We start from the raw sequence: 24,001 nt of genomic DNA, 5'->3' as shown, positions 1-24,001 counted from the left end.
GACGCGGGTCAGTCCACGAGCAGTGCGGGCTCCTCGAGGATCGAGGCGACGTCGGCGATGAAGCGGCTCATGCCGTCGCCGTCGATCACGCGGTGGTCGAACGATCCGGCCACCGTGGTCACCCAACGGGGGCGCACCTCGCCGTCGACGACCCACGGCTTCTGACTGATGGTTCCCATCGCCACGATCCCGGCCTCGCCGGGGTTGATGATCGGGGTTCCGGCATCCATCCCGAACACACCGATGTTTGTGATCGTGATCGTGCCGCCCTGCTGATCGGCCGGCGGGGTCTTGCCGTCGCGGGCCGTGAGCGTGAGACGGTTCAGCGCCCGCGCCAGCTCCTTCATGCTCAGGTCCTGCGCGTCCTTGATGTTGGGCACGAGCAGGCCGCGCGGGGTGGCGGCGGCGATACCGAGGTTCACGTAGTGGCGGACGGCGATCTCGGCTCCGGACTCGGTCTCGATCCAGGCGGCGTTGACCATCGGGGTGCGACGGGCGGCCCAGATCACGGCGCGGGCCATGATGAGCAGCGGCGAGACCTTGATGTCGGCGTAGTCGGGCGAGGCCTTGAGGCGCTTGACGAGATCCATCGTGCGGGTGGCGTCGATCTCCTTCCACACCGTCACGTGCGGGGCCGAGTACGCGCTCTGCACCATCGCCGACGACGTGGCCTTGCGCACACCCTTGACCGGGATCGACTCGGTGCGGTCGTCACCTGCAGCCGACGGACGCGTTGCGGTGAGGCCGCGAGCGAGTCCTGCCGGCGCGGCCTGCGGGGCGGGCACCGTCTCCTCGCGCACGGTCCCCCACTCGGGGGTCTCGATGTTGCGGAAGACGCTCGCCTGCGAGGCGTGCTTCATCACGTCGTCGCGCGTGACCTCCCCGTCGGCACCGGTCGCGGCGACCGCGGTGAGGTCGACGCCGAGGTCGCGCGCGAGCTTGCGGATCGGCGGCTTCGCGATCACCCCCACCGAGGAGCGGACGGGCCGCTCGGCCGGACGCTTGCGCCGCGAGGTGGCTCCGCCTCCCGTGCCGTAGCCCACCAGCACGGAGCCGCCGCCCTCTTCCGCCGCCGGCGCTGCAGGAGCCGGAGCGGCCGCAGTGCCGGCCGCCGGCTCGGTCAGGAACGTGATGATGGGGGTGCCGACCTCGACGGTCGTGCCCTCGGCAGCGAGGAGCTCGCCCACCACGCCCGCGTACGGCGACGGCAGCTCGACGAGCGACTTGGCCGTCTCGATCTCGCACACCACGTCGTTGATCGCGACGGTGTCGCCAGGAGCGACCTTCCAGGCCACGATCTCGGCCTCGGTCAGGCCTTCTCCGACGTCCGGAAGGGTGAAGTTCTGCGTGCTCATGACGAGTCCTTTCGGCCGAGCGGAAGTGTCAGTATGCCAGCGAGCGGTCGACGGCCTCGAGGATGCGGTCGGCATCCGGGAGGTATGCGCCTTCGAGCTTCGCGGGCGGGAACGGGGTGTCGTAGCCGGAGACGCGCAGCACCGGAGCCTCGAGCGCATAGAACGCGCGCTCCATGACGGTCGCGGCGATCTCACCGCCGATGCTGCCGAAGCCCTGGGCCTCCTGCGCATAGACCATGCGTCCGGTCTTGCGCACCGAGTCGAGGAGGGGTTCGTAGTCGACCGGCGAGATCGAGCGCACGTCGACGACCTCGCAGCTCGTGCCCTCGGCCTCGGCGAGCGCGGCGGCCTGCAGGAGAGTGGTGACCATCGCACCGTGTCCGACCAGAGTCACGTCGCTGCCCGTGCGCACGACGCGCGAGGAGTGCAGTGGAACGGCCGAGGCGTCGAGCTCGACCTCGCCCTTCTGCCAGTACCGGCTCTTCGGCTCCATGAAGATCACCGGGTCGTTCGACGCGATCGCCTCCTGGATCATCCAGTACGCATCGTTCGGCGTCGACGGCGACACCACACGCAGGCCGGGGGTGTGCGCGAAGTACGCCTCCGGGCTCTCCTGGTGGTGCTCGACCGCACCGATGTGTCCGCCGTACGGAATGCGGATCACGATCGGCATGCTGATCGCGCCCTCATGCCGGTTGGTCAGCTTCGCCAGCTGCGTGGTTATCTGGTCGAACGCGGGGAACACGAATCCGTCGAACTGGATCTCGATCACCGGGCGGTACCCGACCATCGCCATGCCGATCGCCGTGCCGACGATCCCGGACTCGGCCAGCGGGGTGTCGAGCACCCGGCGGTCGCCGAAGTCGCGCTGCAGATGCTCCGTCACCCGGAAGACGCCGCCGAGCTTGCCGATGTCCTCGCCCATGAGCAGGACCTTCGGGTCGTTCTCCATCGCCTTGCGCATACCCGCATTCAGCGCCTTGCTGAGCGGCATCGTCTCCAGAGTCACTGGGCTCCTCCTTCGAAGGACGCCTCGTACTGCGCATGCCAGGCCTTCTGCTGGTCGATCAGCGGATGCGGCTCGCTGTACACGTGGTCGAACATCTTGTCGGCGCTGGGCGGCCCGAGCTCGACCGTGCGGGCGCGCAGATCCTCTGCGGCATCGGCCGCCTCGGCCTCGACATCGGCGAACAGCTGCTCCGACGCTCCGCGCGCTTCGAGGAAGGCCCGCATCCGCACGATGGGATCGCGACCGGCCCAGTACTGCTCCTCGTCGCTGCCCCGGTACTTGGTCGGGTCGTCGCTCGTCGTGTGGGCGCCGAGCCGGTATGTCACGGCCTCGATGGCCTGCGGCCCCTTGCCCTCGCGAGCTTCGTCCAGCGCGACACGGGAGACGGCGTAGCTGGCGAGCACGTCGTTGCCGTCGACACGGACGCTCGGGATGCCGTAGCCCGCGCTGCGCTGCACGAGCGGCACGCGTGACTGGGTGGAGACGGGCACCGAGATGGCCCAGTGGTTGTTCTGCAGGAAGAAGACCGTCGGAGCCTGGTAGCTCGCGGCGAAGACCATCGCCTCGTGCACGTCGCCCTGGCTGGATGCGCCGTCGCCGTAGTAGACGATGACCGCCTCGTCGCGGTCGAGATCACCGGAGCCGGTGCGTCCGTCGAAGGCGAGGCCCATGCCGTAGCCCGCGGCGTGCAGCACCTGCGATCCGAGCACCAGCGTGTACAGCCGGGTGTTGCCGTTCTTGGGGTCGGTCGGGTCCCACCCGCCGTGCGAGACTCCGCGCATCAACTTGATGATGTCGACCGGATCGACGCCGCGGATGCGGGTGACGGCGTGCTCGCGGTAGGAGGGGAAGATCGTGTCCTGCGCGCGGAGCGCGCGCCCGGAGCCGACCTGCGCCGCCTCCTGCCCGCGACTCGGGGGCCACAGAGCCAGCTGGCCCTGCCGCTGCAGGTTCGTCGCCTGGGTGTCGATGGCCCGGATGACGACCATGTCCCGGTAGAACTGCTCGAGTTCCGCATCGCCGATCGCGTCGATCAGAGGAAGGTACCGTTCTGCGGCGGCGGACGGAGCGTACCGTCCGGTCTCGTCCAGAACGCTCACAAGGGGTGTCTCGGAGGTGGTCACGCTCTCACGCTACCCGCGCCCGCATGCCAGGTCACGCATACCTAGGACGCCCTCGTAAATGCCTGGAAACCGGATAAATCCGCGAGAACGCGCGGAATGCGGCGACTCAGCGGAGGGAGCCGGCGACCTCGAGCACGCGGGCGATGGAGTCCTCCTCGCCCACCGAGATGCGGATGCCGTCGCCGGAGAACGGACGCACGATGAGGTCGTTCTCGACGAATGCGGCAGCCACCTCGTCGGTGCGTTCGCCCGCGGGCAGCCAGACGAAGTTCGACTGGGAGTCCGGCACCTCCCACCCCTGTGCACGAAGCCCCTCCACGAGACGGCCGCGGCGTTCGACGATGACGGCGACGCGCTCCAGGAGCTCCGATTCGGCGTCGAGGCTGGCGATCGCGGCGTTCTCGGCAGCGGAGGTGACCGAGAGCGGGATGCCGGTCGTGCGGGCGGCGTCGAGCACCTTCTCGTGCCCGATCGCATAGCCGACGCGCAGCCCGGCGAGACCGTAGGCCTTCGAGAAGGTGCGCAGCACCACCACGTTCGGGTGCTGCTCGAACACGCGCTCCGCCAGACCGTCGACCGCACCCGGCGCCGTGACGAACTCGGCGTAGGCCTCGTCGAGGATGATCAGGATGTCGCCGGGCACCCGCGCGACGAAGGCGGCGAACTCGGCCGAGGTGATGATCGGACCGGTCGGGTTGTTGGGCGTGCACAGGATGATCGCGCGGGTGCGCTCGGTCACCGCATCCGCCATCGCTTCGAGGTCATGGCGGGAGTCGGCGGTGAGCGGCACCTGCACACCGGTCGCTCCGGCGACGAGCGGAAGGCTCGGGTACGCCTCGAAGGAGCGCCACGCGTAGATGACCTCGTCGCCGACCGAGGCGGTGGCCAGGATCAGCTGATGCAGGATCGACACGCTGCCCGAGGCCACGTGCACCTGGTCGGGCTCGACCCCGTAGCGCGCACCGAGACGCGCGCGCAGGCGACCGGCGGTGGCATCCGGGTAGCGGTTGATGGGAGTGGTGCTCTGCAGCGCGTCGAGCACCGACGGCAGCGGGTCGAACGGGTTCTCGTTGCTCGACAGCTTGAACGCATCGGGGCCGGCCTGCTTTCCCTGGCGATACGGAGCGAGAGCGGCGATGGCGGGACGGATGCGGGGCAGGATCGGCTCGGTCACGAGGTCGAGTCTACGAGGGCGGGCGAGCACAGCCCGAGGGGACGGATCGCGCTCGTTCGCCCCCTGTCGCGGCTCGATGCCCGGTGGTACCATTCTGGTATGGCGATGACGGTGCGACTCCCGGAAGAACTCGATGCCCAGCTCGAGGCGATCGCACGCGCCCGACACACGTCGAAGCATGCGGTGATCATCGAGGCGGTGGCGCGATTCGCGAACAGCGAGTCCAAGACCGACCGCGTGCTCGCCATCGCAGACGACGTCGCCGCGCGCTACGCCGAGACGCTCAAGCGGCTCGAAGACGCCTGAGCGATGCCGATCGAGTACATCGAACCGGAGCAGGCCCTCGCCCTGACCGCGAAGCTCGGCCTGCATGTCCGCGATGAGGGCCTGCTGTTCTCCGCACTCGCTCGACCAGCCGCGGGGATGTTCGGAACCGATGCGTACCCGGCCTTCGAGGAGAAAGCCGCGGCTCTGATCAGCTCGGTGGCGCAGAACGATGCACTGTTCGATGGCAACAAGCGGATCTCGCTGTACCTCATTTTCATCTTCATCCGCCTCAACGGATACGAAGTGACATTCACGAACGACGAGGCATTCGACCTCGTTCTCGACGTCGCACAGAGCCGTTTGGATCTGAACCAGATCGCACAGGTCATCGCCGAACACATCGTGGAAGACACCGCACACTGACACGCACGAGAGTCCGTGGGACACTGGTCGGACTATGCGCTTCATCATCCGCGTCGTCGTCAACGCCTTCGCCCTCTGGGTCGTCACGCTGATCCCTGCCCTGCAGGTGACCATCAGGGCCTTCCCGCCCGGCGAGACGCTGCAGCTGGTGCTGACCCTGCTCGCGGTGGCCGCGATCTTCGCACTCGTGAACACGATCATCGGAACGGTCGTGAAGATCGTCGCGTTCCCGCTCTACATCATCACCTTCGGCCTGATCGGCTTCCTGATCAACGGGTTCCTGCTGTGGCTGACCGCCTGGATCACGAGCGGATTCGGCTGGGGTCTCACGGTCGGCGACTTCTGGTGGGGCGTGCTCGCAGCACTGATCATCTCGGTGATCAACGGCATCTTCGGATTCATCCTGCGCCCGCAGAGCAAGAGCCGTCGCGACTGACCCGCTGACACCGCGGTGACAGCCACCACGGTCACCCGCTCCGCTCCGCGCGGTACTCGGTGCGCTCGACCTCGACGGCCCGCCCGAGCTCATCCCAGTACCCGTCGAGAGCCACCGCGCGAGGGTCGGTCGACGCATCCACCATCTCGGCGGTCTCGATGTACGTCTCGAGACCGTGGGTCTTCAACCGCAGGTCCTCGACGCCGTCCCCCGGATCACCGACCCGCGAGGCGGTGAAGCTGTCGGGCGACCCCGTCCCCTCTGCCGACCCGCCCGCGGCGAGCGCCGATACGACATCGTCGGTGTGACGGAGCTGGATCAGCGTCTGCTCCTCCCGGAGTGTCGGTTCGGTGGGGCTCCCCGCCGTGATCTGCATCGACACCTCGTACTCGCTCTCCACGGCGAGTCGCGTGGCGATCATCCCGCCCTGCGAGTGCGCGACCACGTCGACGCGATCGCCCGGTTCGACACCGGCGGCCGCCAGAGCATCGAGAGTCGCCTGGTACGACGCCGACGTAGCGCCCTGATAGAGCTCGATGTTCGAGGTCATGTCCCACGGCTCCGCGCCTTTCTTCAGGGACAGCAGTGAATTCTGGGTACCGGCCACGTAGGCCACATAGCGGGTCGCGCCGCCGACCATCGTGTACTTCTCCACGGCGACCTGGGCTCCCCCGCCCGGGATCCTCCTGAACGCTCCGGCGAGGTCGTCCGGCGCGCGCGGAGTCGACGTCTTCACCGGTGTCACCTGCACCGGATCCACCGGCACGGAGATCGGAGCCTTCACGCCCGGCACCTCGGATCCCGCCACCCCCGGCCGCACCTTCCCATACCCCGAGGCGAGCCCGACCAGCGCCCCGACCAGGAACATCGGCGGCAGCATCCCACCCAGGTCGTACTGATCTCCGAGCCCTTCGAACCTCCGTCGCTCCCAGCCGGCGACCAGCCAGTCCGCCATCCGCCCCACGCGCTCGTCGTCGGCGATCATCTCGTCGGCCCGTGCGCGCACGTCGTTCGCCGCCGCGGCGTCGGTGAGGGCGAGCGCCTCGGCCTGTGCCCGCAGTTCCACCAGCTCGAATGCGTCGGCCATCAACAGCGTTCCCGTGCAGGCGTTCTCGATCTCCGCAGCGAGTGCACCGATCCGCTCGCCGCTGAGTCGCAGAGCGCCGATGTCGACGCGCAGCGCTGGAGCATCGGATGACGAGATCGCCTCCGCAGCGGTGACCACCGAATCCCGAGCCTCTTCGTATCGCGCCGCGACCGTCCGCAGGTGCGCGCCGACCTCGCGCAACTGCTCGGTGTCGATCGCGATCGCGCCGCCGTGGTCGATCTCCAGGCCGCCGGCAACGGAGGCGTCGTGCGCGCGTGCGGCCCCCATCATTCCGATCCCTCCAGCTCCCACTGCCGGATCCGAAGACTCCCGAGCTGCGTTCCGGTGTCATCGCGTACCCGCGCGAGGAGTTCGTGGAGCGCGCGGAACCCCTCCGAGCTCCAGTCCGTCGCGTCGACGAGCGAGACCAGCACCGCTCCCGCCTCCTCCAGCGTCGTGATGGCATCACCGATCCCCCGGTGCGCGAAGGCCTGGCCCCACGACTGCGCGGATCCACCGGACTGCTCGGGTACGAACGAGTACATGGCTCCAGCATTCGGGATCGCGCTCCACGCGGGTCGCCCGGAATACGCAACCCGTGGACAGGTGGTCGCCCGCCCATGGTGTGCAGGGGCCGCGCGAGCAGGTTCGCGCTGTGCAGGACGGCCATGGGCGGGCAGAATGTATCTGTGACATCCCCGGATCCCTTCCGCGTGATCTTCGTCTGCACGGGGAACATCTGCCGCTCTCCCATGGCCGAAGTCGTCTTCCGCGACCTCGCCGAGCGGCAGGGACTCGGCCCGCGCATCGTCTCGCGCAGCGCCGGAACAGGCGACTGGCATCTGGGCGAGCGTGCCGATCACCGTACGATCGACTCGCTGGCGCGTCGCGGCTACGACGGCTCCCAGCACCGCGCCCGTCAGTTCACCGCGGCCGCCTTCGCCGACAACGATCTCGTCGTCGCGCTCGACCGCACGCACGAGCGCATCCTGCGGGAATGGGCCCACGACGAGGACGAGGAGGGGAAGGTCACCCTGCTGCTGGCCTTCGACCCGACGGCGACCACCCACGACGTGCCCGACCCGTACTACGCGGGCGCGGAGATGTTCGATTCCGTGCTCGGTATGATTGAGGCGGCGACTCGGGGCCTGTTCCGCCAGCTCGAACCCGCTCTGCGTCTCCCCCGCACGCCCCGCCTCTGAGGGGCCCGATCAGGAGGACTCCCCTGACTTTCCAGCCTTCGCTCCCGCCCCAGCCCCTGAGCCCCCTCGACGGCCGCTACCGTGGCGCCGTCACCGGTCTCGCCGACTTCCTGTCCGAGGCGGGCCTGAACCGGGCACGCGTCGAGGTCGAGGTCGAGTGGCTGATCGCGCTCACCGACCGTTCGCTGTTCGAGACGAGCCCGCTGTCGGACGAGGACAAGGAGCGCCTGCGTTCGCTCTACCGCGACTTCGGTCAGGCCGAGATCGACTGGCTCGCCGAGAAGGAAGCCGTCACCCAGCACGACGTGAAGGCGATCGAGTACCTCGTGCGCGACCGGCTCTCGACGCTCGGCCTCGACCGCATCTCCGAGCTCACGCACTTCGCCGCGACGAGCGAGGACATCAACTCCGCGTCCTACGCCCTCACCGTCAAGCGCGCGGTCGAGGAGGTCTGGCTCCCGGCCCTCGACACCGTGATCGCGAAGCTGCGCGAGCTCGCGGTCGAGCACGCCGACGCCGCGATGCTCTCGCGCACGCACGGCCAGCCCGCAACGCCCTCGACGATGGGCAAGGAGCTCGCGGTCTTCGCCTGGCGCCTGGAGCGCGTGCGCAGCCAGATCGCCGGTTCCGAGTATCTCGCGAAGTTCTCCGGCGCGACCGGCACCTGGTCCGCCCACCTCGCGGCAGACCCGGACGCCGACTGGCCGACCATCGCCCGCGAGTACATCGAGGGACTGGGCCTGGGCTTCAACATCCTCACGACGCAGATCGAGTCGCACGACTGGCAGGTCGAGCTGTACGACCGCGTGCGTCACGCGGGCGGCATCCTGCACAACCTCGCCACCGACATCTGGACCTACATCTCGCTCGGCTACTTCGCGCAGATCCCGGTCGCGGGTGCCACCGGCTCGTCGACGATGCCGCACAAGATCAACCCGATCCGCTTCGAGAACGCCGAGGCCAACCTCGAGATCTCGGGAGCCCTGCTCGCATCGCTCGGCCAGACGCTCGTCACGAGCCGCCTGCAGCGTGACCTCACCGATTCCACCACGCAGCGCAACATCGGCGTCGCGTTCGGGCACTCGCTGCTCGCGCTCGACAACCTGCGCCGCGGCCTGAACACGATATCGCTGTCGCGCGACGTGCTGCTCGCCGACCTCGACGTGAACTGGGAGGTGCTCGCCGAGGCGATCCAGACGGTCATCCGCGCCGAGGTCGTGGCAGGCCGCTCCTCGATCACCGACCCGTACGCGCTCCTCAAGGAGCTCACCCGTGGTCACCGGGTCGGTGCCGCCGACCTCGCCGAGTTCGTGCAGGGCCTCGAGATCGGCGACGCCGCCAAACAGCGCCTGCTCGCGCTGACCCCGGCCACCTACACGGGCATCGCGGAGCGCCTCGCGCGCTGAACCCGGGAGGAGCTAGGAGCCCGACTCGCCGGAGTGCTCCTCGACGCTGTCCTTCGGCATGAACGACGCCGCCAGGAGAGTGAGAACCGCGGTCACCGCGACGGCGACGAACACCCACACCGACGCGTGGATGATCGTGTCGGGGTCGTCCGCGCCCGCACCCCGCGCGATGGCCGCATTCGAGATCGCGCCGAACACGGCGACGCCCACAGCGCTTCCCGCCGACCGCGCGAAGGCGTTCATCCCCGTCACCGCGCCGCGCTCGCCCCAGCCGACCGAGGCCTGGGCGGCGATCAGCGTCGGGGCCGCACTCCACCCGAGCCCGAAGCCCAGGAGGAACGCGATGCCGGCGATGACGAACGGGTTCGGCCAGGAGGCGACGGCAGCGAGCATGATGGCGGCGAGCGTCGTGATGCTCATGCCGATGAGCGTGGTGCGACGGAAGCCGATGCGCAGGTACAGCCGTCCGGCGTTCGCGGCGGCGAGCGGCCAGCCGAGGGTCAGAGCTGCCACCGCGAGACCCGACAGCAGGGGAGCGATGCCGATGGATCCCTCGAGGTAGGCGGGGGCGAAGCTCGTCACACCGAGCATGAGCGCGCCGATGCCGAGCGAGACCAACGTGGTCGTGAGGATGAGCCGACGCGTCACCAGCCGCAGGTCGACGATCGGCTCGGCGACACGGCGCTCCACGACCCCGAAGGCCAGCAGCGCGACCACGCCGATCCCGAAGCAGAGGACGCTCTGCACGGACAGCCACGCCCAGGCGTTTCCTCCCTCCAGCATGCCGAGGATGAGCGCCGTGAGCCCGATGGTGAGCAGCACCGCTCCCCCGTAGTCGATGCTGTGCTTCTGGGTCTGCTTCTGCTCCTTGTAGTTGCGCAGCAGCATCCACCCGGCGATCAGACACAGGGGCACGTTGATCCAGAAGATCCATCGCCAGGCGTCGAGCTGGGCGAAGATGCCGCCGAGCGCGGGACCCACCACCGAGGAGATGGCCCACACGCTCGCGACGTATCCCTGCACCTTGGCACGTTCGGCGACCGTGTAGATGTCACCGACGATGGTCATCGACATCGGTGCGACGGCACCGGCTCCGATGCCCTGGACGATGCGGAACACGATCAGCGCCGGCATGCTCCAGGCGAACCCGCAGAGGATGGACCCGAGCAGGAACAGGGCGATGCCGAGCAGGATGATCGGCTTGCGGCCCACGGTGTCCGCGAAGCGGGAGTAGATGGGCACGCTCACGGCCTGCGCCAGGAGGTACACCGAGAACAGCCAGGGGAACTGCTGGTAGCTGCCGAGGTCGCGCACGATGCTCGGGACGGCGGTCGCGAGGATCGTGGCGTCGATCGCGATGAGCCCGGTGGCGAGCATGAGCGCGCCGAGGATGGGTCCGCGCTCCGACCGGAGTCCGATGGAGGCGCGGTCGACGGGGGCAGTCACCTCAGGTGCAAGCCGATCCACCCCACCGGTATTCCGGATCGTCGCCGTCCCGCTCGCCGCCCCCGATCAGTGCGCCGGACCGAGGTCGCGCATGGGCTTGCCGTTCTTCGGGTTGCCCGGCTTCACCTTGCGACGTTCCCCGTTGACGACCACGACCACGTTGCTCATGTTCGGTGCGCGGTCGGCGACCACGTCGTAGGACACGACCTTGCCGTCCCGCCAGGTGCAGTCCACGCGATACCCGCCCCGCGCGCGGAACCTGCTCGAGGGGCTATCGGATCAGGAGGAGGCGGAGCGACCGGGCGCCGCGGAATCGGGGTTCTCGCCCTCGGGCTCCGGGTCGTACAGCACGGGACGATCGATCGTCTTCGTCACGTCGGCGGGATCGACGGCGAGGATCAGCATCGCGAGGATCAGCAGCGTCACGATGAACGCGCCGCCGCCCACGACGAGTCCGAGGGCGATCGGGGTCAGCCCCTCGTAGGTGCCGTTGGCGATGGAGGCGTTCACCCGCGCGGTGAAGGCACCGGTGGAGACCAGCGTGACGACCATGGCGAACACACCGCAGCCGAGTGCGATGAGGAGCAGGTGCAGGGGTCGCAGAATGTCCCGGCGGGTGGGCTTCTCGTCGCTCATCGCTCTCCTCCGTGCCCCGCAGGAGCGGTGCTGTCGTTCGAATCGGATGCCGTCGTGACCGCGTCGGCCTGCTTCGGCGTGAGGCCGGCGATGCCGAGGAACACCGCGACGATCGCCGCGTAGCCGCCGAACATGCCGACGCCCAGGATGATGCCGGAGAGCACGAACGTGCCGGCCTCGTCGATCGTGTACTCCTGGAGGAACCCGGACGGGATCAGCAGCAGAGCGATACCGAGCAGCACGCCCAGCGCCCCCACGGAGATCGCGTCGCGGGACAGCATGCCGCCGGCACGACGGGAGCGGATGCCGGCGAGCAGCTCGACGCCGCCGCTGACGATCGCCCAGGAGGAGACGACGACGAAGAACAGATCGTCAGACCGCCAGACGGGGATGCCGCTCACGAGGCCGGCGACCACCCCGACGGCGGCGAGCAGCACGGACGGCCAGCGCGATCCGGCCGGCAGCACCAGCCAGGCGGCGAGCACGTGCACGAGCGCCGTGAGGAACACGAAACCGCTGAAGACGGACAGACCGACGGGTGCGGAGTGATCAGACGAGAACGTGATCATGAGCGCGGCGACGGCGGCGAACAGCGCGCGCAGCAATTGCACGTGGCGCATGGTGAATGCGCGAGCAGGGGCAGACATGACGGTCCTGAGTCCTCCGGGGTGTTGCTCCCAGTCTACGCAAGGCTGCGTGGTCGCGACGCCGGGAGCCGTGCGGGGGGAGGATTCGTGAAGCCCGGCGGATCTCCCCAGATCGATTGCCGGGCTTCACGACATACGCAGCAAGGGGGGCATCACTGCGTCAGGCCGGTCGTTCGCAGGCACGGGCACCCTGCCCGCGAAGACGGCCAAGTGACCCCACATGCCCACCCGGTCCCCTGAGGTACGCGCGTGCGGTCGTATGCTCACTCTAAAGCGCTGATCTTCACATACCGGAGGGGATCTGTGATGAATCTCGAAGATGACGCGCGCAGAGCCGAGCACGATGATTTCGCGAGCGCCCTGCGCGACGCGATAAACGCCAAACCTGTGACCCTGTCCTGGCTGCAGCGGCAGCTCAAGGCGCGGGGCAACCGCGTGTCGATGGCGACCCTGAGCTACTGGCGGTCGGGCGCAAGGCGACCGGAGGGCGCGCAGTCGCTGGCAGCCCTCGCCGACATCGAGGAGCTCCTCGGACTCCGCGTCGGCGCGCTGAGCAGGATGCTCCGCTCGACCAATCGCACGGGCCCCCTCGGGCCGAACCAGTTCCCGATCGACGAGGAGGAGCTCGAGGTGGCCGTGATCGAAGCCTTCCGGGCGCTGGGGGCGGCCTACCCCGACACCTCCCGCGAGCTCACCACCCATTCGGTGACGGATGTCGGGGCCGACGGCAACGTCGCGTACAGCATCACGCGCAGCATCGTGCAGTCGACGGTGGGCACGATCACGGCGATACCGTTCCTGGAGATCACCCCGGGCGTCCGCACGCCGGCGCCGTTGCTCAAGGCCGTGTCAGGGGGGAGGATCGCGGCGCGCTACTCCCACCCGGACGGCGAGGTGCACGGTGTGCTGTTCGAACTCGACGTCCCCCTGACAGCGCCGGAGACCGCGATGGTCGAGTGGTCGGTCGAGTATCCGCCCGACTACCCGGAGACCCACGACACCGGCCACGCGCTGGCGCAGAAGGCCAGGGAGCTGCTGGTGTGGACGCGCTTCCACCCCGACGCGATCCCGGACTGGTGCGAGGAGCACATCGAGACGCCGGACGGGGTCACGATCACCCCCCTCCCGCCGCCTCGCGGGAACTCGGTCCACCTGGTGCGTCGGGCTTTCGGGCCTGGCGCGCTGGGCCTGCAGTGGGGGTACGGCCCCCGCGAGGATCAACCGGGCTGATCGCCGACCGCGACCGGACGCCCCGGGGTGTTCGACCACTGGCTCCACGAACCGGGGAAGACCTTGGCCTCGATGCCGACCTCGTGCAGTACAAGTGCGGTGTGGGCAGCCGTCACACCCGAACCGCAGTACGCGGCAACGGGCGTCCCCGGCGTCACGCCGACCTCGGCGAAGGTCGCGAGGATCGTCTCCCTGTCGAGGATCTTCCCGTCCGCGTCGAAGTGCACGGGTTCGGGAAGATTGCGCGCACCGGGGATGTGACCACCCACGGGATCGAACGGTTCCGAGTCGCCTCGGTACCGATCCGCGGCCCGCGCGTCGATCAGCACCCCGGACGCCGGGAAGGCCGCGGCCTCGTCGATCGACAACGCATCGTCTCCGATCGGGTCGAGCACGACATCGCCGGGCTCCGGACTCACGTCGTCCGTCGCGATGTCGAACCCCTCAGCCCGCCATGCCCTGATGCCGCCGTCGAGCACGCGCACGTCGACGCCGGCCTGCCGCAGGAGCCACCAGGCGCGGGCGGCGGCGATGCCTTTGAAGTCGTCGTAGGCGACGACCGTGTCGCCGGATCGCACCCCCCAGCGACGGGCCGCGTCCTGGAGCGTGGCCGTGGACGGGAGCGGGTGGCGCCCCTCCGCGGCCTCGCCGTGCGTGGCGAGCTCGGTGTCGAGAGCGGCGAACACCGCGCCGGGGATGTGGCCCGATAGGTAGTCGTCGTGTCCGGCGTCGGGACGATCGAGGCGCCAGCGCACGTCGATCACACGCACCGGCGCACCCCCGGTCAGCAGGTCGTTCAGTTCGACGGCACTCACGAAGTCGCTCATGCTGCGAGGCTACCGAGTCCGCAGCGGCATCGGCGCCCGGCCGTCTTCTCCCGTCACTTTCGCATCGCGCAACTGACTCGATCCGACGGCTGTTCGGCACCATCCGCGCGATTCGAACGACGACTGCGGCCCGTTAGGCTCTATCCGGCAACGTCGAGAAAGGGGCAACGATGCCCTCTCGTCTCCGGTGGATGCGTCTGCGCCCCCAGGAAGCCGCGCTCATCGCGATCACCGCGGTCTGGGGCGGCACCTTCCTGCTCGTGCACTGGGCCATGGAGCACTCCGGGCCATGGTTCTTCGTCGGCATCCGCTTCCTCATCGCCGGGCTCATCAGCGTCGTGATCTTCCGACGCGCTCTGCGCGGCATCCGCTGGCGCGACATCGGCGCCGGCATCGCGATCGGCGTCATGATCTACCTCGGCTACGGCCTGCAGACGCTGGGGTTGCAGACCATCGACAGCAGCACCTCGGCGTTCATCACCGCGATGTACGTGCCGATGGTGCCGCTGGCCCAGTGGGCCGTGTTCCGCAAGCGTCCCCCGGCCATGGCGTTCGCGGGTGCGGGACTGGCGTTCGTGGGGCTGCTGTTCATTGCGGGTCCGGATGCCTTCGCCCTGACGCTCGGCACCGGTGAGATCGCGACCATGATCAGCACCCTGCCGATCGCAGCCGAGATCATCCTGATCAGCCTGTTCGCCGGGAGGATCGACCTCGGACGCATCACGATCGTGCAGCTGCTCACGGCCGGCCTGCTGGGACTGCTCACCATGCCGGTGGTCGGTGAGGGGGTTCCCGATTTCTCCTGGATCTGGGTCGGCTGCGCGGTGGGACTGGGGGCGGCGAGCTGTCTGATCCAGCTGACGATGAACTGGGCGCAGAAGTCGGTCTCCCCCACGCGCGCGACCATCATCTACGCGGGAGAGCCGGTGTGGGCGGGGGTCATCGGACGCCTCGCCGGCGAGCGCCTGCCCGCGACCGCGCTCATCGGCGGCGCACTCGTCGTGCTCGGGATCCTCGCGAGCGAGGTGAAGCTCGTGCGACAGCGACAGCGACGACGCCCGCAGGAGCCCACGCCTCCGCACGTCACACCGTGAGCAGCACCTTCGTGGCGCGTCGCTCGTCCATGGCGCGGTAGCCCTCCGCCGCGTCCTCGAGCGGCAGCGTGAGGTCGAACACCTTGCCCGGATCGATCTTCCGGTCCCAGATCAGCTGGATGAGCTCGGGGAGGAAGCGCCGCACGGGAGCAGGGCCGCCGTGCAGATGCACTCCGGAGAAGAAGAGCTCTTCGCCGGGGAGGGCGACATCGTGGGAGACACCGACGTAGCCGACGTGGCCGCCGGGACGGGTGGAGCGGATCGCCTGCATCATCGACTCCTGCGTGCCGACCGCCTCGATCACGGAGTGCGCGCCGAGTCCGTCCGTGAGCTCCTTGATGCGGGCGACCCCCTCGTCCCCCCGCTCCTCGACGATGTCGGTGGCACCGAACTCGCGCGCCAGAGCCTGCCGATCGGCATGGCGACTCATCGCGATGATGCGCTCCGCGCCGAGCTCGCGTGCGGCCAGGACGCCCAGCAGACCCACCGCGCCGTCGCCGACGACCGCGACGGTCTTGCCCGGCCCCACCTCGGCGGCGACCGCGGCGAACCATCCGGTTCCCAGGACGTCGGATGCGGCGAGCAGAGACGGGATGAGGTCGGCGTCCGGCTGTCCTGGAGTGACGACCAGGGTGCCGTCGGCGTGCGGGATGAGCGCGTACTCGGCCTGCGTGCCGTACCTGCCCATCGGGACGACGTGCACGCACCGGGACTGGTATCCCGCTCGGCAGATCTCGCACGTGTTGTCTGATGCCATGAAAGAGCCGACCACGAAGTCGCCGACCTCCAGCGTCTGCACCTCGTCACCGATGGCCTCGACCACGCCGACGTACTCGTGTCCCATCGGATCGTGGTCCACGGGGTTCGCACCGCGATACGACCAGAGGTCGGACCCGCAGATGCAGGTCGCGGCGATACGGATCACGGCATCGGTCGGCCGCGTGATGGTGGGCTTCTCCCTGTCCTCGACCCGGACGTCGCCTGGGGCGTGCATGACTACTCCGCGCATTCGTGATGCTCCTTCTGTCGCGTGACCCCCAGTCAACTCCGATTCCACGGCGGATGGGAGGTACTGAGGGAACCCCTCGGAATCCGCTCCACGGGGAATACTCCGCAGCAGGCCGCGTTGCACCCGGCATGATTGAAAGTTCAACCGTCGCTCCGGTCGCGACGGAACGCACCCGCGTCCGCGTCCCGCTGCGATTCGGCGACGGCTTCTCCACGACCGCCGACGTGGTCACCTTCGACGGGCTGGCCGACGGCCGCGAGCACCTGCTGCTCGGGCTGGGCGACTGGCGGGCGGCGATCGATCGCGCGGAGGACGGCGGCGAGGCCCCGCTCGTGCGCCCGCACAGCGAGTGCCTGACGGGCGACGTGTTCGGGTCGGAACGCTGTGACTGCGGCCCTCAGCTGCGCGAGGCCGTGGAGCGCATCGCGGAGGAGGGCGGCTTCCTGCTCTACCTGCGCCAGGAGGGGCGCGGCATCGGCCTGTACGCCAAGCTCGACGCGTACGCCCTGCAGGATGCCGGCCTCGACACGTACGAGGCGAACGTCGCCCTGGGCCGGGGTGAGGACGAGCGCGACTACACGGTGGCGGCGCAGATGCTGCACGCGCTCGGCGTCGACGGCATCCGCCTGCTGAGCAACAACCCCGACAAGGCGGTGCAGCTCGAAGCCCTCGGGGTCCGTGTGACCGACCGTGTACCCACCCAGGTGCACCTGTCGGAGTCGAACTCCCGCTACCTGCAGGCCAAGCGCGACCACACGGCGCACACCCTCGACCTGTCCGCGGCATGACGGCAGGCGCGACAGCACGGGACGGCACCATGACCTCGGAGGCGGACGGGACGGCGGAGCAGAATCCGCGTCGGCTCGACGACACCGAGATGGATACCTGGCTGCCGGTCATCCGCTTCGTGCAGCTGCTCCCTCAGGTGCTCGACCGCACGCTGAAGGAAGAGGTCGGTCTCAACCACGCCCGCTACGCCATCCTCATCGCCCTGGCCGGCCGGGGTGAGAGCGCCGTGACCATGACCGAGCTCGCCCGCATCGCCGGCCTCAGCCGCTCGCGCCTGAGTCACGCGCTGGACTCGCTCGAGGAGCGCGGCTGGGTCGAGCGCACCTCCTGCGGCTCCGACAAGCGCACCCTTTCGGCCACGCTGACACCGGCCGGGCGGGAGATGCTCCGCACGGCGGCCCCCGTGCACGTCGAGCAGGTGCGGGAACTCGTGCTCGACCCCCTCACCGGCGAGGAACGCGACCAGCTGGGGGCGATCCTCGGAAAGCTGCTCCCCGGCGTGACCGCGGCCCTCTGACGTACGGCCCGGGTCACCGGTACCGCCAGTACCTCCCTGTCCGGTCGTCGAGCGCGTAGCGTCGGATGCATGGACACCCGCAGCGAGGTGCGCGAGTTCCTCTCCACGAGGCGCGCACGCATCACCCCCGATCAGGCCGGACTCCCGGCGTTCGGCGGCAACCGCCGCGTTCCCGGACTGCGCCGCGAGGAGGTCTCGCTGCTCGCGGGGGTCAGCGTCGACTACTACACGCGTCTCGAACGCGGAGACCTGTCCGGGGCATCGGACAGCGTGCTCGATGCGCTGTCCGTGCGCTCCAGCTGGATGAGGCCGAGACCGCGCACCTGTTCGACCTCGCCCGCGCCGCGAACACCTCGCCGGTCGCCCGCGCACCACGGAAGAAGACGACAGAGCTGCGTCCGAGCATCCTGCGCCTCCTCGACGCCATGACCGAAGCTCCGGCGATCGTGCGCAACAACTACTTCGACTACCTGGCGGCGAACGCCCTGGGCCGCGCCCTCTACGCGCCCGTGTTCGCGCAGCCGCAGCCGAACAGCGCGCGCTTCGCCTTCCTCGATCGGACCGCGAAGGAGTTCTACCCCGAGTGGGATCGGAACACGCAGGAGCTCGTGGCCGCGATGCGCGGGGAGGCCGGACGCAACCCGTTCGACCGGAAGCTCACCGACCTGGTGGGCGAGCTCTCGACGCGGAGCGAGCGGTTTCGCACGCTGTGGGCCGCCCACAACGTGCGCTTCCACCGCACCGGGGTCAAGCGCATCGCGCATCCCGTGGTCGGGGAGATCGAGCTCTCCTACGAGGCCTTCGAACTCCCGGCCGATCCCGGGCTGCACCTCTCGACCTACACCGCGGAGCCAGGGACGGCATCGGCCGACAAGTTGAGGATGCTCGCGAGCTGGGCGGCGACGGATGCCGCCGCATCCCCCTCGACCGAAGGCGCCGGCTCCTCGGCTTCCACGGACTCCGCCCCTGATCACGCGGACGCCTGAGCACCCGCTGTTCTGCTCTGAGCAGAACCGCTCGAACCGTCCGGACACCCCGGCCTATCGTGAGGCATGGCCGACCTGATCTCGTTCCCGCACACTCCTCGCTCCGACCGCCCGAAGTCGAACGGCCCCGAGCCGCTGTGGCGTCACCTCCTCGGCGACCAGCTGCGTCGTCGACGCCACGACCGCGAGGAGACGCTCACCGAGACCGCCGAGAAGGCCGGCGTCTCGCCGCAGTACCTCTCCGAGGTGGAACGCGGGTTGAAGGAGCCGTCGAGCGAGATGATCGCCGCGATCGCCGGTGCGCTCGACACGACTCTGATCGAGCTCACCAGCGACGTGGCCGACAGTCTGCGATCGACGGCCCCCTCGCGTGGCGCGTTCGCCCTCGCCGCCTGACCCCGAACCCGTGGTCGCTGACCCGTCATCTGCATGAGCGGCGGACGGATGCATGACCACAGGTCCCGCGTCGGTCATGCAGGCGCCCGTCGCTCATGCATCCGTCCGGCAGCCCGGACGCCGCCTCAGCTCCGCGCGCCGAGCACGGTGTCGATCAGTCCGTAGTCGAGCGCGGCGGGTGCCGTGAACACCCGATCACGGTCTGTGTCGGCTCGGAGTTCGGCGACCGTGCGACCGCTGTGCCTGGCCAGGATCTCCTCCATGTCGGAACGCACCCGCACCACTTCGTCGGCGGCGAGGATGAGGTCGGGGATCGCACCGCGCGACTGCCCTGCGGGCTGATGCAGAACGATGCGCGCGTGGGCGAGGGCCGCCCGCTCCCCCACGTCTCCTGCAGCGACCAGGAGCGCCGCGGGGCCGATGGCCTGGCCGACGCAGGTCGTCGCGACGCGCGGACGGATGTGCTGCATGGTGTCGTAGATCGCCAGCGCGGCCCCTGGATCGCCGCCCTCGCTGTTGATGTAGAACTGGATGCCGGATTCCGGGCTGTCCGCGTCGAGGTGCAGCAGCTGCGCGATGAGGGCGTTCGCGACCCCCGCATCGATGCCGGTGCCGAGGTAGATGACGCGCTCCGCGAGCAGATGCGAGTACACGTCCATGATGCGCTCGCCTCGGGGATGCTGCGCGATGACGTTGGGGATCGAGTAGGTGCTCATGCGTCCACCCCCAGACCGACGCGCGCGCGTCGTCGCGGCATCACTTCGCCGATCGAGGCCACGATCCCGTCGATGAAGCCGTAGTCCTGCGCCTGCGTCGCGGTGTACCAGCGGTCGTGCAGCGAGTCCTCGAAGATGCGCGTGACCGGCTGACCGGTGTCGTCGGCGATCAGTCCGAGCACGGTGTCGCGCATGTGCCGCAGGTCGTCGGCCTGCGTCTCGAGCTCTCCCGCGGAGCCGCCGATGCCCGCGGACCCCTGATGCATGAGGATCCGAGCGTGCGGAAGCGCCCGGCGTTTGCCCGGGGTGCCGGCGGAGAGCAGGAACTGCCCGGCGCTGCACGCGAGACCGAGAGCCAGGGTCGCGACGTCGTTGGGGATCAGCCGCATGATGTCGCGGATCGCGAGCATCGAGGGCACGGACCCGCCCGGCGAGTGGATCCACAAGGCGATGTCTGCCGTGGGGTCCTCTACCGACAGCGCGAGCAGCTGCGTCATCAGCAGCGTGCCGTTGTCGTCGTCGAGGGCGCCGTCGAGCACGAGCACCCGCTCGTGGAACAGCGCGCGCCGGGCTTCGGGACCGAACTGCGGGATGGGGTTGTCTTCGCTCATGCCCCCAGCATCGGCCGCAGCACATCGCGGACGGCGCGAATCCGCCCTGAGCGGCTCTGCCCTGAGCGGATGCCGGTGGGAGACATCCGCTCAGGGCGCTGGGGTGGGCCGGGCGGGGCGGGGGTGGGGCCGGGCGGGGTGGGGCCGGGCGGGGTGGGGCCGGGCGGGGTCGGGGAGTCAGACCGCCAGGGCCAGCGCGCGTCGATGGGAGACGCGGTGACCGACCCAGAAGCCGATCGCGATCAGCCCGGCGAGGGCGATACCGAGGCCCCACGGCGTCATGGACGGGGCAGCCCCGGCCGTCGCGGTGGCGAGCGTGCCGGACCCGTCCGCGATCAGGCCGTTGCCCGCGGCGAGGTCGGCAGCACCGGCCTCGAGCTTGTCGCCGCCGGCCGCGAGCTCGCCCGAGCCGTTCGCGACGGTGGTGGCGCCCGCGGAGAGCTTCTCGATCCCGACGTTCAGGTCGCCCGCGCCGGTCTGCAGCGTCCCGACGCCGGTGGCGAGCGTCGTCGCGCCGTCGTTCAGGCGAGTCGCGCCTGCGCTGAGGTTCGCCGTTCCCGAGTAGAGGGCGGATGCCCCGGTCGAGAGGGTCTGCAGGCCCGCGGCGAGCCTCGATGCGCCTGCCGAGAGCTGCGTCGTGCCGGAGTGCAGAGCCTGGGCGCCGGCGACCAGAGCGGGCACGCCCTGGGGAGCGACGAGTGCTGCGGTGCCTGGCCACTGGCGGGCGGCGTCACCGCTGATGAGCGCATTCACGCCACCCGTCACCTGAGCCGATCCGGCAGCGGCCGCGACGAGTCCCTGCGCGAGGTCGGAGCCCTTGGCCGCGACGGGAGCCATCGCATCGACCTCCTGGTCGACTCCGGCGGCGAGAGCGGCGAGAGCCTTCAGCTGCGGGTTCTCCGGGTCGGCGGCGAGCATCCCCGCGAGGGCGTCGGCGAGCTGCTGCGAGTGGCCGGGCGCCGTGGCCGCGACGCCCTGGAGAAGCGTCTTCGCACCCGGCTGCGCGAGAGCCACCACGTCGGCGTTCACCTTGGTTCCGAGGGTGTCGCTGAGCTGCGTCGCGCCGACGAGCACGCCGTTCGCATACGCATGCGCGCCGTTGACACCGGCGGCGAGGGTGGACATCCCGGAAGAGAGGGTCTGCGCACCGGCATCCGCCTGCGCCATCTTCGTCGCGAGTTCCTGCGCTCCGGCGAGCGCCGTCTGCGCACCTCCGCTGACCTTGCCCGCACCGACCACGGCGGTCGATGCGCCGGCGGCGAGGCTGTTCGCCCCCTCGGCCAGGGTCGTCGCGCCGGTCGCTGCGGTCGTGGCACCGTCGCTCAGCTTCTGCGATCCTTCCTGCGCGCTGGCGGCTCCCGCTGCGAGCTCCTGGGTGCCCTCGGCCAGGCGGGATGCGCCCGTGGAGAGGTCTGCAGCGCCGGCTGCCAGGTCGGCCGAGCCGTCCTTGGCCGATGTCGTGCCGTCGGCGAGTTCGGAGGCACCGGCGGCGATCTTGCCGGTGGTCACCAAGAACAGGACCACCATGGCGGCCAGCAGCAGGCTGAGCACGATGACGGCGATGCGCATGCCGATTCCGTGCGAATGGGGCGTGGTACTCGTCATCGAGGACTCCCGGGGGTCAGTGGCGTCGTTGCCACCGGTGACTGTATGGCTGCGCCGAGGCGCGAGTGACGGATTTGCCGCTCGAAACCAAGTTCCAGCGCTCATGACACTGAGTTTCTTGTGAGGTATGCACAAAGGGACGTGGCCGACGGCCGTGTCCTCCGCGAAAACGGGCCGTAACATCTCCGACTCACGCGCCGCCTAGCCTCGTGCGCATGGCGAAGAAGAAGGCACCGGCGTGGCAGTGGTCGGAGGACGGACTCAACTTCCGCACCCGCAAATGGGTGCGCCCGGAGGACCTGAACGCGAACGGCTCCCTGTTCGGCGGGAGTCTGTTGAAGTGGATAGACGAGGAAGCGGCGATCTACGCGATCGTGCAGCTGGGCAACTATCGCGCCGTCACCAAGCACATCTCGGAGATCAACTTCGAGGCCTCGGCCGTGCAGGGCGACCTGATCGAGATCGGCCTGCAGGCGACGCATTTCGGCACCACGTCGCTGACCATGCGCGCGGTGGCGAGGAACATGATCACGCGCAAGCGCATCCTCACGATCGACAAGATCGTGTTCGTGAGCCTCGACGACGACGGAGTGCCGACCCCGCACGGGTACGACGAGATCACCTACGACCGCGACCGGATGCCGACGGAGCGCCTCGCGACCGGGACGATCCGCCTCCCCTCGCCGTGAGTCACGGCCGATGCGGCGCCGAGCCGACGGGTTCGCGGGCGCTGAGTCACCCCCTCAGGCGCGCACTGCCCCCCGGTGTGCGTCGCGCGAGGAGGTGACCCGGTCGGTGAGCGGCGCTTCATCATCGAAGGCCGGTACGGCCGCAAAGGCCTGGGCGAGATCGGCGATCAGGTCGTCGACGTCCTCCAACCCGATCGACAACCGCAGCACGTCGGCTGCCGGACGGGCCTCCGGCGGCACCGGCCGATGGGTGAGCGCCGCCGGATGCTGGATCAGCGAATCCACACCGCCGAGCGAGACCGCGTGCGTGAACAATGCGGTCGCCGTCGTGACGGCGGAGGCCGCGGCGAACCCGCCACGCATCCGCATCGCGATCATCGCGCCGGTGCCACGCATCTGCCGCTGCAGGATGCCGCGCGGGTCGCCGTCGAGTCCCGGATAGAACACCTCCGCCACCTCGGGCCGGTCGCTCAGCCACTGCACGATCCGACGCGCGCTCTCCTGCTGGTGCCGCACCCGCACCGGCAGCGTGGTGAGACCGCGGTGCAGCAGATAGGCACCGAGCGGATGCAGCAGCCCGCCGGTCACGGCCCGCACGCGGCGAAGCGCCTCCGCGGTCTCCTCGCTGCAGGCGACCACGCCGGCGATCACGTCGCCGTGGCCGCCGAGGTACTTCGTGGCGCTGTGCAGTGACATCGCGGCCCCCAGATCGATGGGGTTCTGCAGCACAGGGGTCGCGAACGTGTTGTCGACCACGACCGGGACCGCGCCCGCCTGCCGCACCACGTCGGCGATGTCGGCGATGTCGAGGGTGGGATTCGCCGGCGTCTCCACCACGACCAGGCCGGTGTCGGGACGCATGGCCGCCGCCACTTCGTCGGGGTGGCAATAGGTGGTCTCGACACCGAGCAGCCCGGAGCCGAGCAGATGGTCGGTGCCGCCGTAGAGCGGACGCACCGCGACGACGTGCCGCGCGCCGGTGGCTCCGGTGTGAGCGAGGATCACCGCCGTCATCGCGGCCATGCCAGAGGCGAAGGCCACGGAGGCGTCGGCGTGCTCGAGCTCGGCGAGCGCCTCTTCGAACCGAGCCACCGTCGGATTCCACAGCCGCGCGTAGACCATGCTGCCGTCGGCCGGAGGACGACCGCCCGTCGCCATGGCCTCGTACGAGTCGCCACCGCGCTCGATGTCGGGCAGCGGATTGGTCGTCGACAGGTCGATCGGCAGCGCATGCACCCCGAGACCCTCCAGATCGGAGCGCCCGCTGTGGACGGCGACGGTATCGGGATGCAGCGGTGCAGTCATGACTCCACGTTGCCG

General features: G+C 69.6%; 27 protein-coding genes and 1 pseudogene. 12 read left to right on the top strand and 16 right to left on the bottom strand.

Annotation, left to right across the window (positions count from 1 at the left end):
- Positions 1 to 8: 8 nt before the first annotated feature.
- The 4 genes from MOX01_RS02460 to MOX01_RS02445 form a co-directional block, all read right to left on the bottom strand.
- Entirely contained in the window at positions 9 to 1,355 is a 1,347-nt protein-coding gene (locus MOX01_RS02460; protein WP_058632980.1) for a dihydrolipoamide acetyltransferase family protein, read from the bottom strand.
- A 28-nt stretch (positions 1,356 to 1,383) separates the two neighbouring features.
- Positions 1,384 to 2,349 carry an alpha-ketoacid dehydrogenase subunit beta gene (locus MOX01_RS02455; protein WP_058633009.1) on the bottom strand — a complete coding sequence of 322 codons (966 nt, stop codon included), beginning with the start codon at positions 2,347 to 2,349 and terminating at the stop codon, positions 1,384 to 1,386.
- Between the two features lie 11 nt (positions 2,350 to 2,360).
- Positions 2,361 to 3,488: a pyruvate dehydrogenase (acetyl-transferring) E1 component subunit alpha gene (gene pdhA, locus MOX01_RS02450; protein WP_141368230.1), complete on the bottom strand. Its 1,128-nt coding sequence runs from the start codon at positions 3,486 to 3,488 to the stop codon at positions 2,361 to 2,363.
- Between the two features lie 106 nt (positions 3,489 to 3,594).
- A complete protein-coding gene (locus tag MOX01_RS02445; RefSeq protein ID WP_061016369.1) occupies positions 3,595 to 4,662 on the bottom strand; it encodes a histidinol-phosphate transaminase in 1,068 nt (355 codons plus the stop codon).
- A 99-nt stretch (positions 4,663 to 4,761) separates the two neighbouring features.
- Here MOX01_RS02445 and MOX01_RS02440 point away from each other — a divergent pair, with 99 nt between their 5' ends.
- From MOX01_RS02440 to MOX01_RS02430, 3 genes are read left to right on the top strand one after another with little or no spacing between them, the layout of a single operon-like run.
- Positions 4,762 to 4,968: a ribbon-helix-helix protein, CopG family gene (locus tag MOX01_RS02440; protein ID WP_141368229.1), complete on the top strand. Its 207-nt coding sequence runs from the start codon at positions 4,762 to 4,764 to the stop codon at positions 4,966 to 4,968.
- Positions 4,969 to 4,971: 3 nt separating this feature from the next.
- Positions 4,972 to 5,352: a type II toxin-antitoxin system death-on-curing family toxin gene (locus tag MOX01_RS02435; protein WP_141368228.1), complete on the top strand. Its 381-nt coding sequence runs from the start codon at positions 4,972 to 4,974 to the stop codon at positions 5,350 to 5,352.
- A gap of 34 nt (positions 5,353 to 5,386) precedes the next feature.
- A complete protein-coding gene (locus MOX01_RS02430) occupies positions 5,387 to 5,788 on the top strand; it encodes a phage holin family protein (RefSeq protein ID WP_046748621.1) in 402 nt (133 codons plus the stop codon).
- A 31-nt stretch (positions 5,789 to 5,819) separates the two neighbouring features.
- Here MOX01_RS02430 and MOX01_RS02425 read toward each other — a convergent pair whose 3' ends face one another.
- Together MOX01_RS02425 and MOX01_RS02420 are read right to left on the bottom strand one after the other, a co-directional pair.
- Positions 5,820 to 7,166 carry a hypothetical protein gene (locus MOX01_RS02425; protein WP_141368227.1) on the bottom strand — a complete coding sequence of 449 codons (1,347 nt, stop codon included), beginning with the start codon at positions 7,164 to 7,166 and terminating at the stop codon, positions 5,820 to 5,822.
- Positions 7,163 to 7,420 carry a hypothetical protein gene (locus MOX01_RS02420; protein WP_061015386.1) on the bottom strand — a complete coding sequence of 86 codons (258 nt, stop codon included), beginning with the start codon at positions 7,418 to 7,420 and terminating at the stop codon, positions 7,163 to 7,165. Before MOX01_RS02420 ends, MOX01_RS02425 begins: the two co-directional genes overlap by 4 nt.
- A 207-nt stretch (positions 7,421 to 7,627) precedes the next feature.
- On the opposite strand from MOX01_RS02420, the gene MOX01_RS02415 reads away from it, so the two are divergent.
- Complete coding sequence (locus MOX01_RS02415; RefSeq protein ID WP_230977858.1) at positions 7,628 to 8,077, top strand: low molecular weight protein-tyrosine-phosphatase; 450 nt, start codon at positions 7,628 to 7,630, stop codon at positions 8,075 to 8,077.
- A gap of 23 nt (positions 8,078 to 8,100) precedes the next feature.
- Positions 8,101 to 9,483, top strand: coding sequence for an adenylosuccinate lyase (purB, locus tag MOX01_RS02410; protein ID WP_141368226.1), 1,383 nt, complete (start codon positions 8,101 to 8,103; stop codon positions 9,481 to 9,483).
- Positions 9,484 to 9,495: 12 nt separating this feature from the next.
- Here the strand turns inward: purB and MOX01_RS02405 are convergent, their stop codons facing one another.
- The 4 genes from MOX01_RS02405 to MOX01_RS02395 form a co-directional block, all read right to left on the bottom strand.
- Positions 9,496 to 10,929 (bottom strand): MFS transporter, encoded by a 1,434-nt coding sequence (locus MOX01_RS02405; protein WP_141368225.1) that lies wholly within the window; start codon positions 10,927 to 10,929, stop codon positions 9,496 to 9,498.
- 66 nt (positions 10,930 to 10,995) lie between these two features.
- Positions 10,996 to 11,163: a hypothetical protein gene (locus MOX01_RS19045; RefSeq protein WP_170224094.1), complete on the bottom strand. Its 168-nt coding sequence runs from the start codon at positions 11,161 to 11,163 to the stop codon at positions 10,996 to 10,998.
- A gap of 45 nt (positions 11,164 to 11,208) precedes the next feature.
- Positions 11,209 to 11,565 (bottom strand): hypothetical protein, encoded by a 357-nt coding sequence (locus MOX01_RS02400; protein ID WP_046748615.1) that lies wholly within the window; start codon positions 11,563 to 11,565, stop codon positions 11,209 to 11,211.
- Entirely contained in the window at positions 11,562 to 12,212 is a 651-nt protein-coding gene (locus tag MOX01_RS02395; protein ID WP_141368224.1) for an acyl-CoA synthetase, read from the bottom strand. The genes MOX01_RS02400 and MOX01_RS02395 overlap by 4 nt, the downstream gene beginning before the upstream one ends.
- Positions 12,213 to 12,518: 306 nt before the next feature.
- Between MOX01_RS02395 and MOX01_RS02390 the strand changes: the two genes are divergently transcribed.
- A complete protein-coding gene (locus MOX01_RS02390; RefSeq protein WP_046748613.1) occupies positions 12,519 to 13,442 on the top strand; it encodes a hypothetical protein in 924 nt (307 codons plus the stop codon).
- On the opposite strand, the gene MOX01_RS02385 is transcribed toward MOX01_RS02390, so the two are convergent.
- The gene (locus MOX01_RS02385; protein ID WP_058632828.1) at positions 13,430 to 14,269 is read right to left on the bottom strand and encodes a sulfurtransferase; all 840 of its coding nucleotides are present in this window, start codon (positions 14,267 to 14,269) and stop codon (positions 13,430 to 13,432) included. The genes MOX01_RS02390 and MOX01_RS02385 overlap by 13 nt on opposite strands.
- A 170-nt stretch (positions 14,270 to 14,439) precedes the next feature.
- Between MOX01_RS02385 and MOX01_RS02380 the strand changes: the two genes are divergently transcribed.
- Positions 14,440 to 15,363: a DMT family transporter gene (locus MOX01_RS02380; RefSeq protein WP_170224092.1), complete on the top strand. Its 924-nt coding sequence runs from the start codon at positions 14,440 to 14,442 to the stop codon at positions 15,361 to 15,363.
- Here the strand turns inward: MOX01_RS02380 and MOX01_RS02375 are convergent.
- Positions 15,353 to 16,372, bottom strand: coding sequence for a zinc-dependent alcohol dehydrogenase family protein (locus MOX01_RS02375; protein WP_141368223.1), 1,020 nt, complete (start codon positions 16,370 to 16,372; stop codon positions 15,353 to 15,355). The two genes, MOX01_RS02380 and MOX01_RS02375, sit on opposite strands and share 11 nt — an antisense overlap.
- Before the next feature lie 128 nt (positions 16,373 to 16,500).
- Here MOX01_RS02375 and MOX01_RS02370 point away from each other — a divergent pair, with 128 nt between their 5' ends.
- From MOX01_RS02370 to MOX01_RS02355, 4 genes and pseudogenes are all read left to right on the top strand, one after another.
- Positions 16,501 to 17,160, top strand: a complete 660-nt coding sequence (locus MOX01_RS02370; protein WP_061016920.1) for a GTP cyclohydrolase II — start codon at positions 16,501 to 16,503, stop codon at positions 17,158 to 17,160.
- Between the two features lie 29 nt (positions 17,161 to 17,189).
- Positions 17,190 to 17,678, top strand: coding sequence for a MarR family winged helix-turn-helix transcriptional regulator (locus tag MOX01_RS02365; protein ID WP_141368222.1), 489 nt, complete (start codon positions 17,190 to 17,192; stop codon positions 17,676 to 17,678).
- A 69-nt stretch (positions 17,679 to 17,747) separates the two neighbouring features.
- Positions 17,748 to 18,664, top strand: a pseudogene (locus MOX01_RS02360) (helix-turn-helix transcriptional regulator).
- A gap of 66 nt (positions 18,665 to 18,730) precedes the next feature.
- The gene (locus MOX01_RS02355; protein WP_058632823.1) at positions 18,731 to 19,060 is read left to right on the top strand and encodes a helix-turn-helix domain-containing protein; all 330 of its coding nucleotides are present in this window, start codon (positions 18,731 to 18,733) and stop codon (positions 19,058 to 19,060) included.
- A gap of 125 nt (positions 19,061 to 19,185) precedes the next feature.
- On the opposite strand, the gene MOX01_RS02350 is transcribed toward MOX01_RS02355, so the two are convergent.
- The 3 genes from MOX01_RS02350 to MOX01_RS02340 form a co-directional block, all read right to left on the bottom strand.
- Positions 19,186 to 19,776 carry a ClpP family protease gene (locus MOX01_RS02350; RefSeq protein WP_141368221.1) on the bottom strand — a complete coding sequence of 197 codons (591 nt, stop codon included), beginning with the start codon at positions 19,774 to 19,776 and terminating at the stop codon, positions 19,186 to 19,188.
- Complete coding sequence (locus tag MOX01_RS02345) at positions 19,773 to 20,387, bottom strand: ClpP family protease (RefSeq protein ID WP_141368220.1); 615 nt, start codon at positions 20,385 to 20,387, stop codon at positions 19,773 to 19,775. The genes MOX01_RS02350 and MOX01_RS02345 overlap by 4 nt, the downstream gene beginning before the upstream one ends.
- A 177-nt stretch (positions 20,388 to 20,564) precedes the next feature.
- The gene (locus MOX01_RS02340; protein WP_170224090.1) at positions 20,565 to 21,992 is read right to left on the bottom strand and encodes a hypothetical protein; all 1,428 of its coding nucleotides are present in this window, start codon (positions 21,990 to 21,992) and stop codon (positions 20,565 to 20,567) included.
- A 215-nt stretch (positions 21,993 to 22,207) separates the two neighbouring features.
- On the opposite strand from MOX01_RS02340, the gene MOX01_RS02335 reads away from it, so the two are divergent.
- A complete protein-coding gene (locus MOX01_RS02335; protein WP_046748603.1) occupies positions 22,208 to 22,681 on the top strand; it encodes an acyl-CoA thioesterase in 474 nt (157 codons plus the stop codon).
- 54 nt (positions 22,682 to 22,735) lie between these two features.
- Here MOX01_RS02335 and MOX01_RS02330 read toward each other — a convergent pair whose 3' ends face one another.
- The gene (locus tag MOX01_RS02330; RefSeq protein ID WP_141368218.1) at positions 22,736 to 23,986 is read right to left on the bottom strand and encodes a trans-sulfuration enzyme family protein; all 1,251 of its coding nucleotides are present in this window, start codon (positions 23,984 to 23,986) and stop codon (positions 22,736 to 22,738) included.
- Positions 23,987 to 24,001 lie beyond the last annotated feature (15 nt).

It is taken from the genome of Microbacterium oxydans, from assembly GCF_006540085.1.
GTDB classification, from domain to species: Bacteria; Actinomycetota; Actinomycetes; order Actinomycetales; family Microbacteriaceae; genus Microbacterium; species Microbacterium oxydans.
The sequence above is the reverse complement of the archived record's forward strand: the minus strand, read 5'-3'. Positions and strand labels throughout refer to the sequence as shown.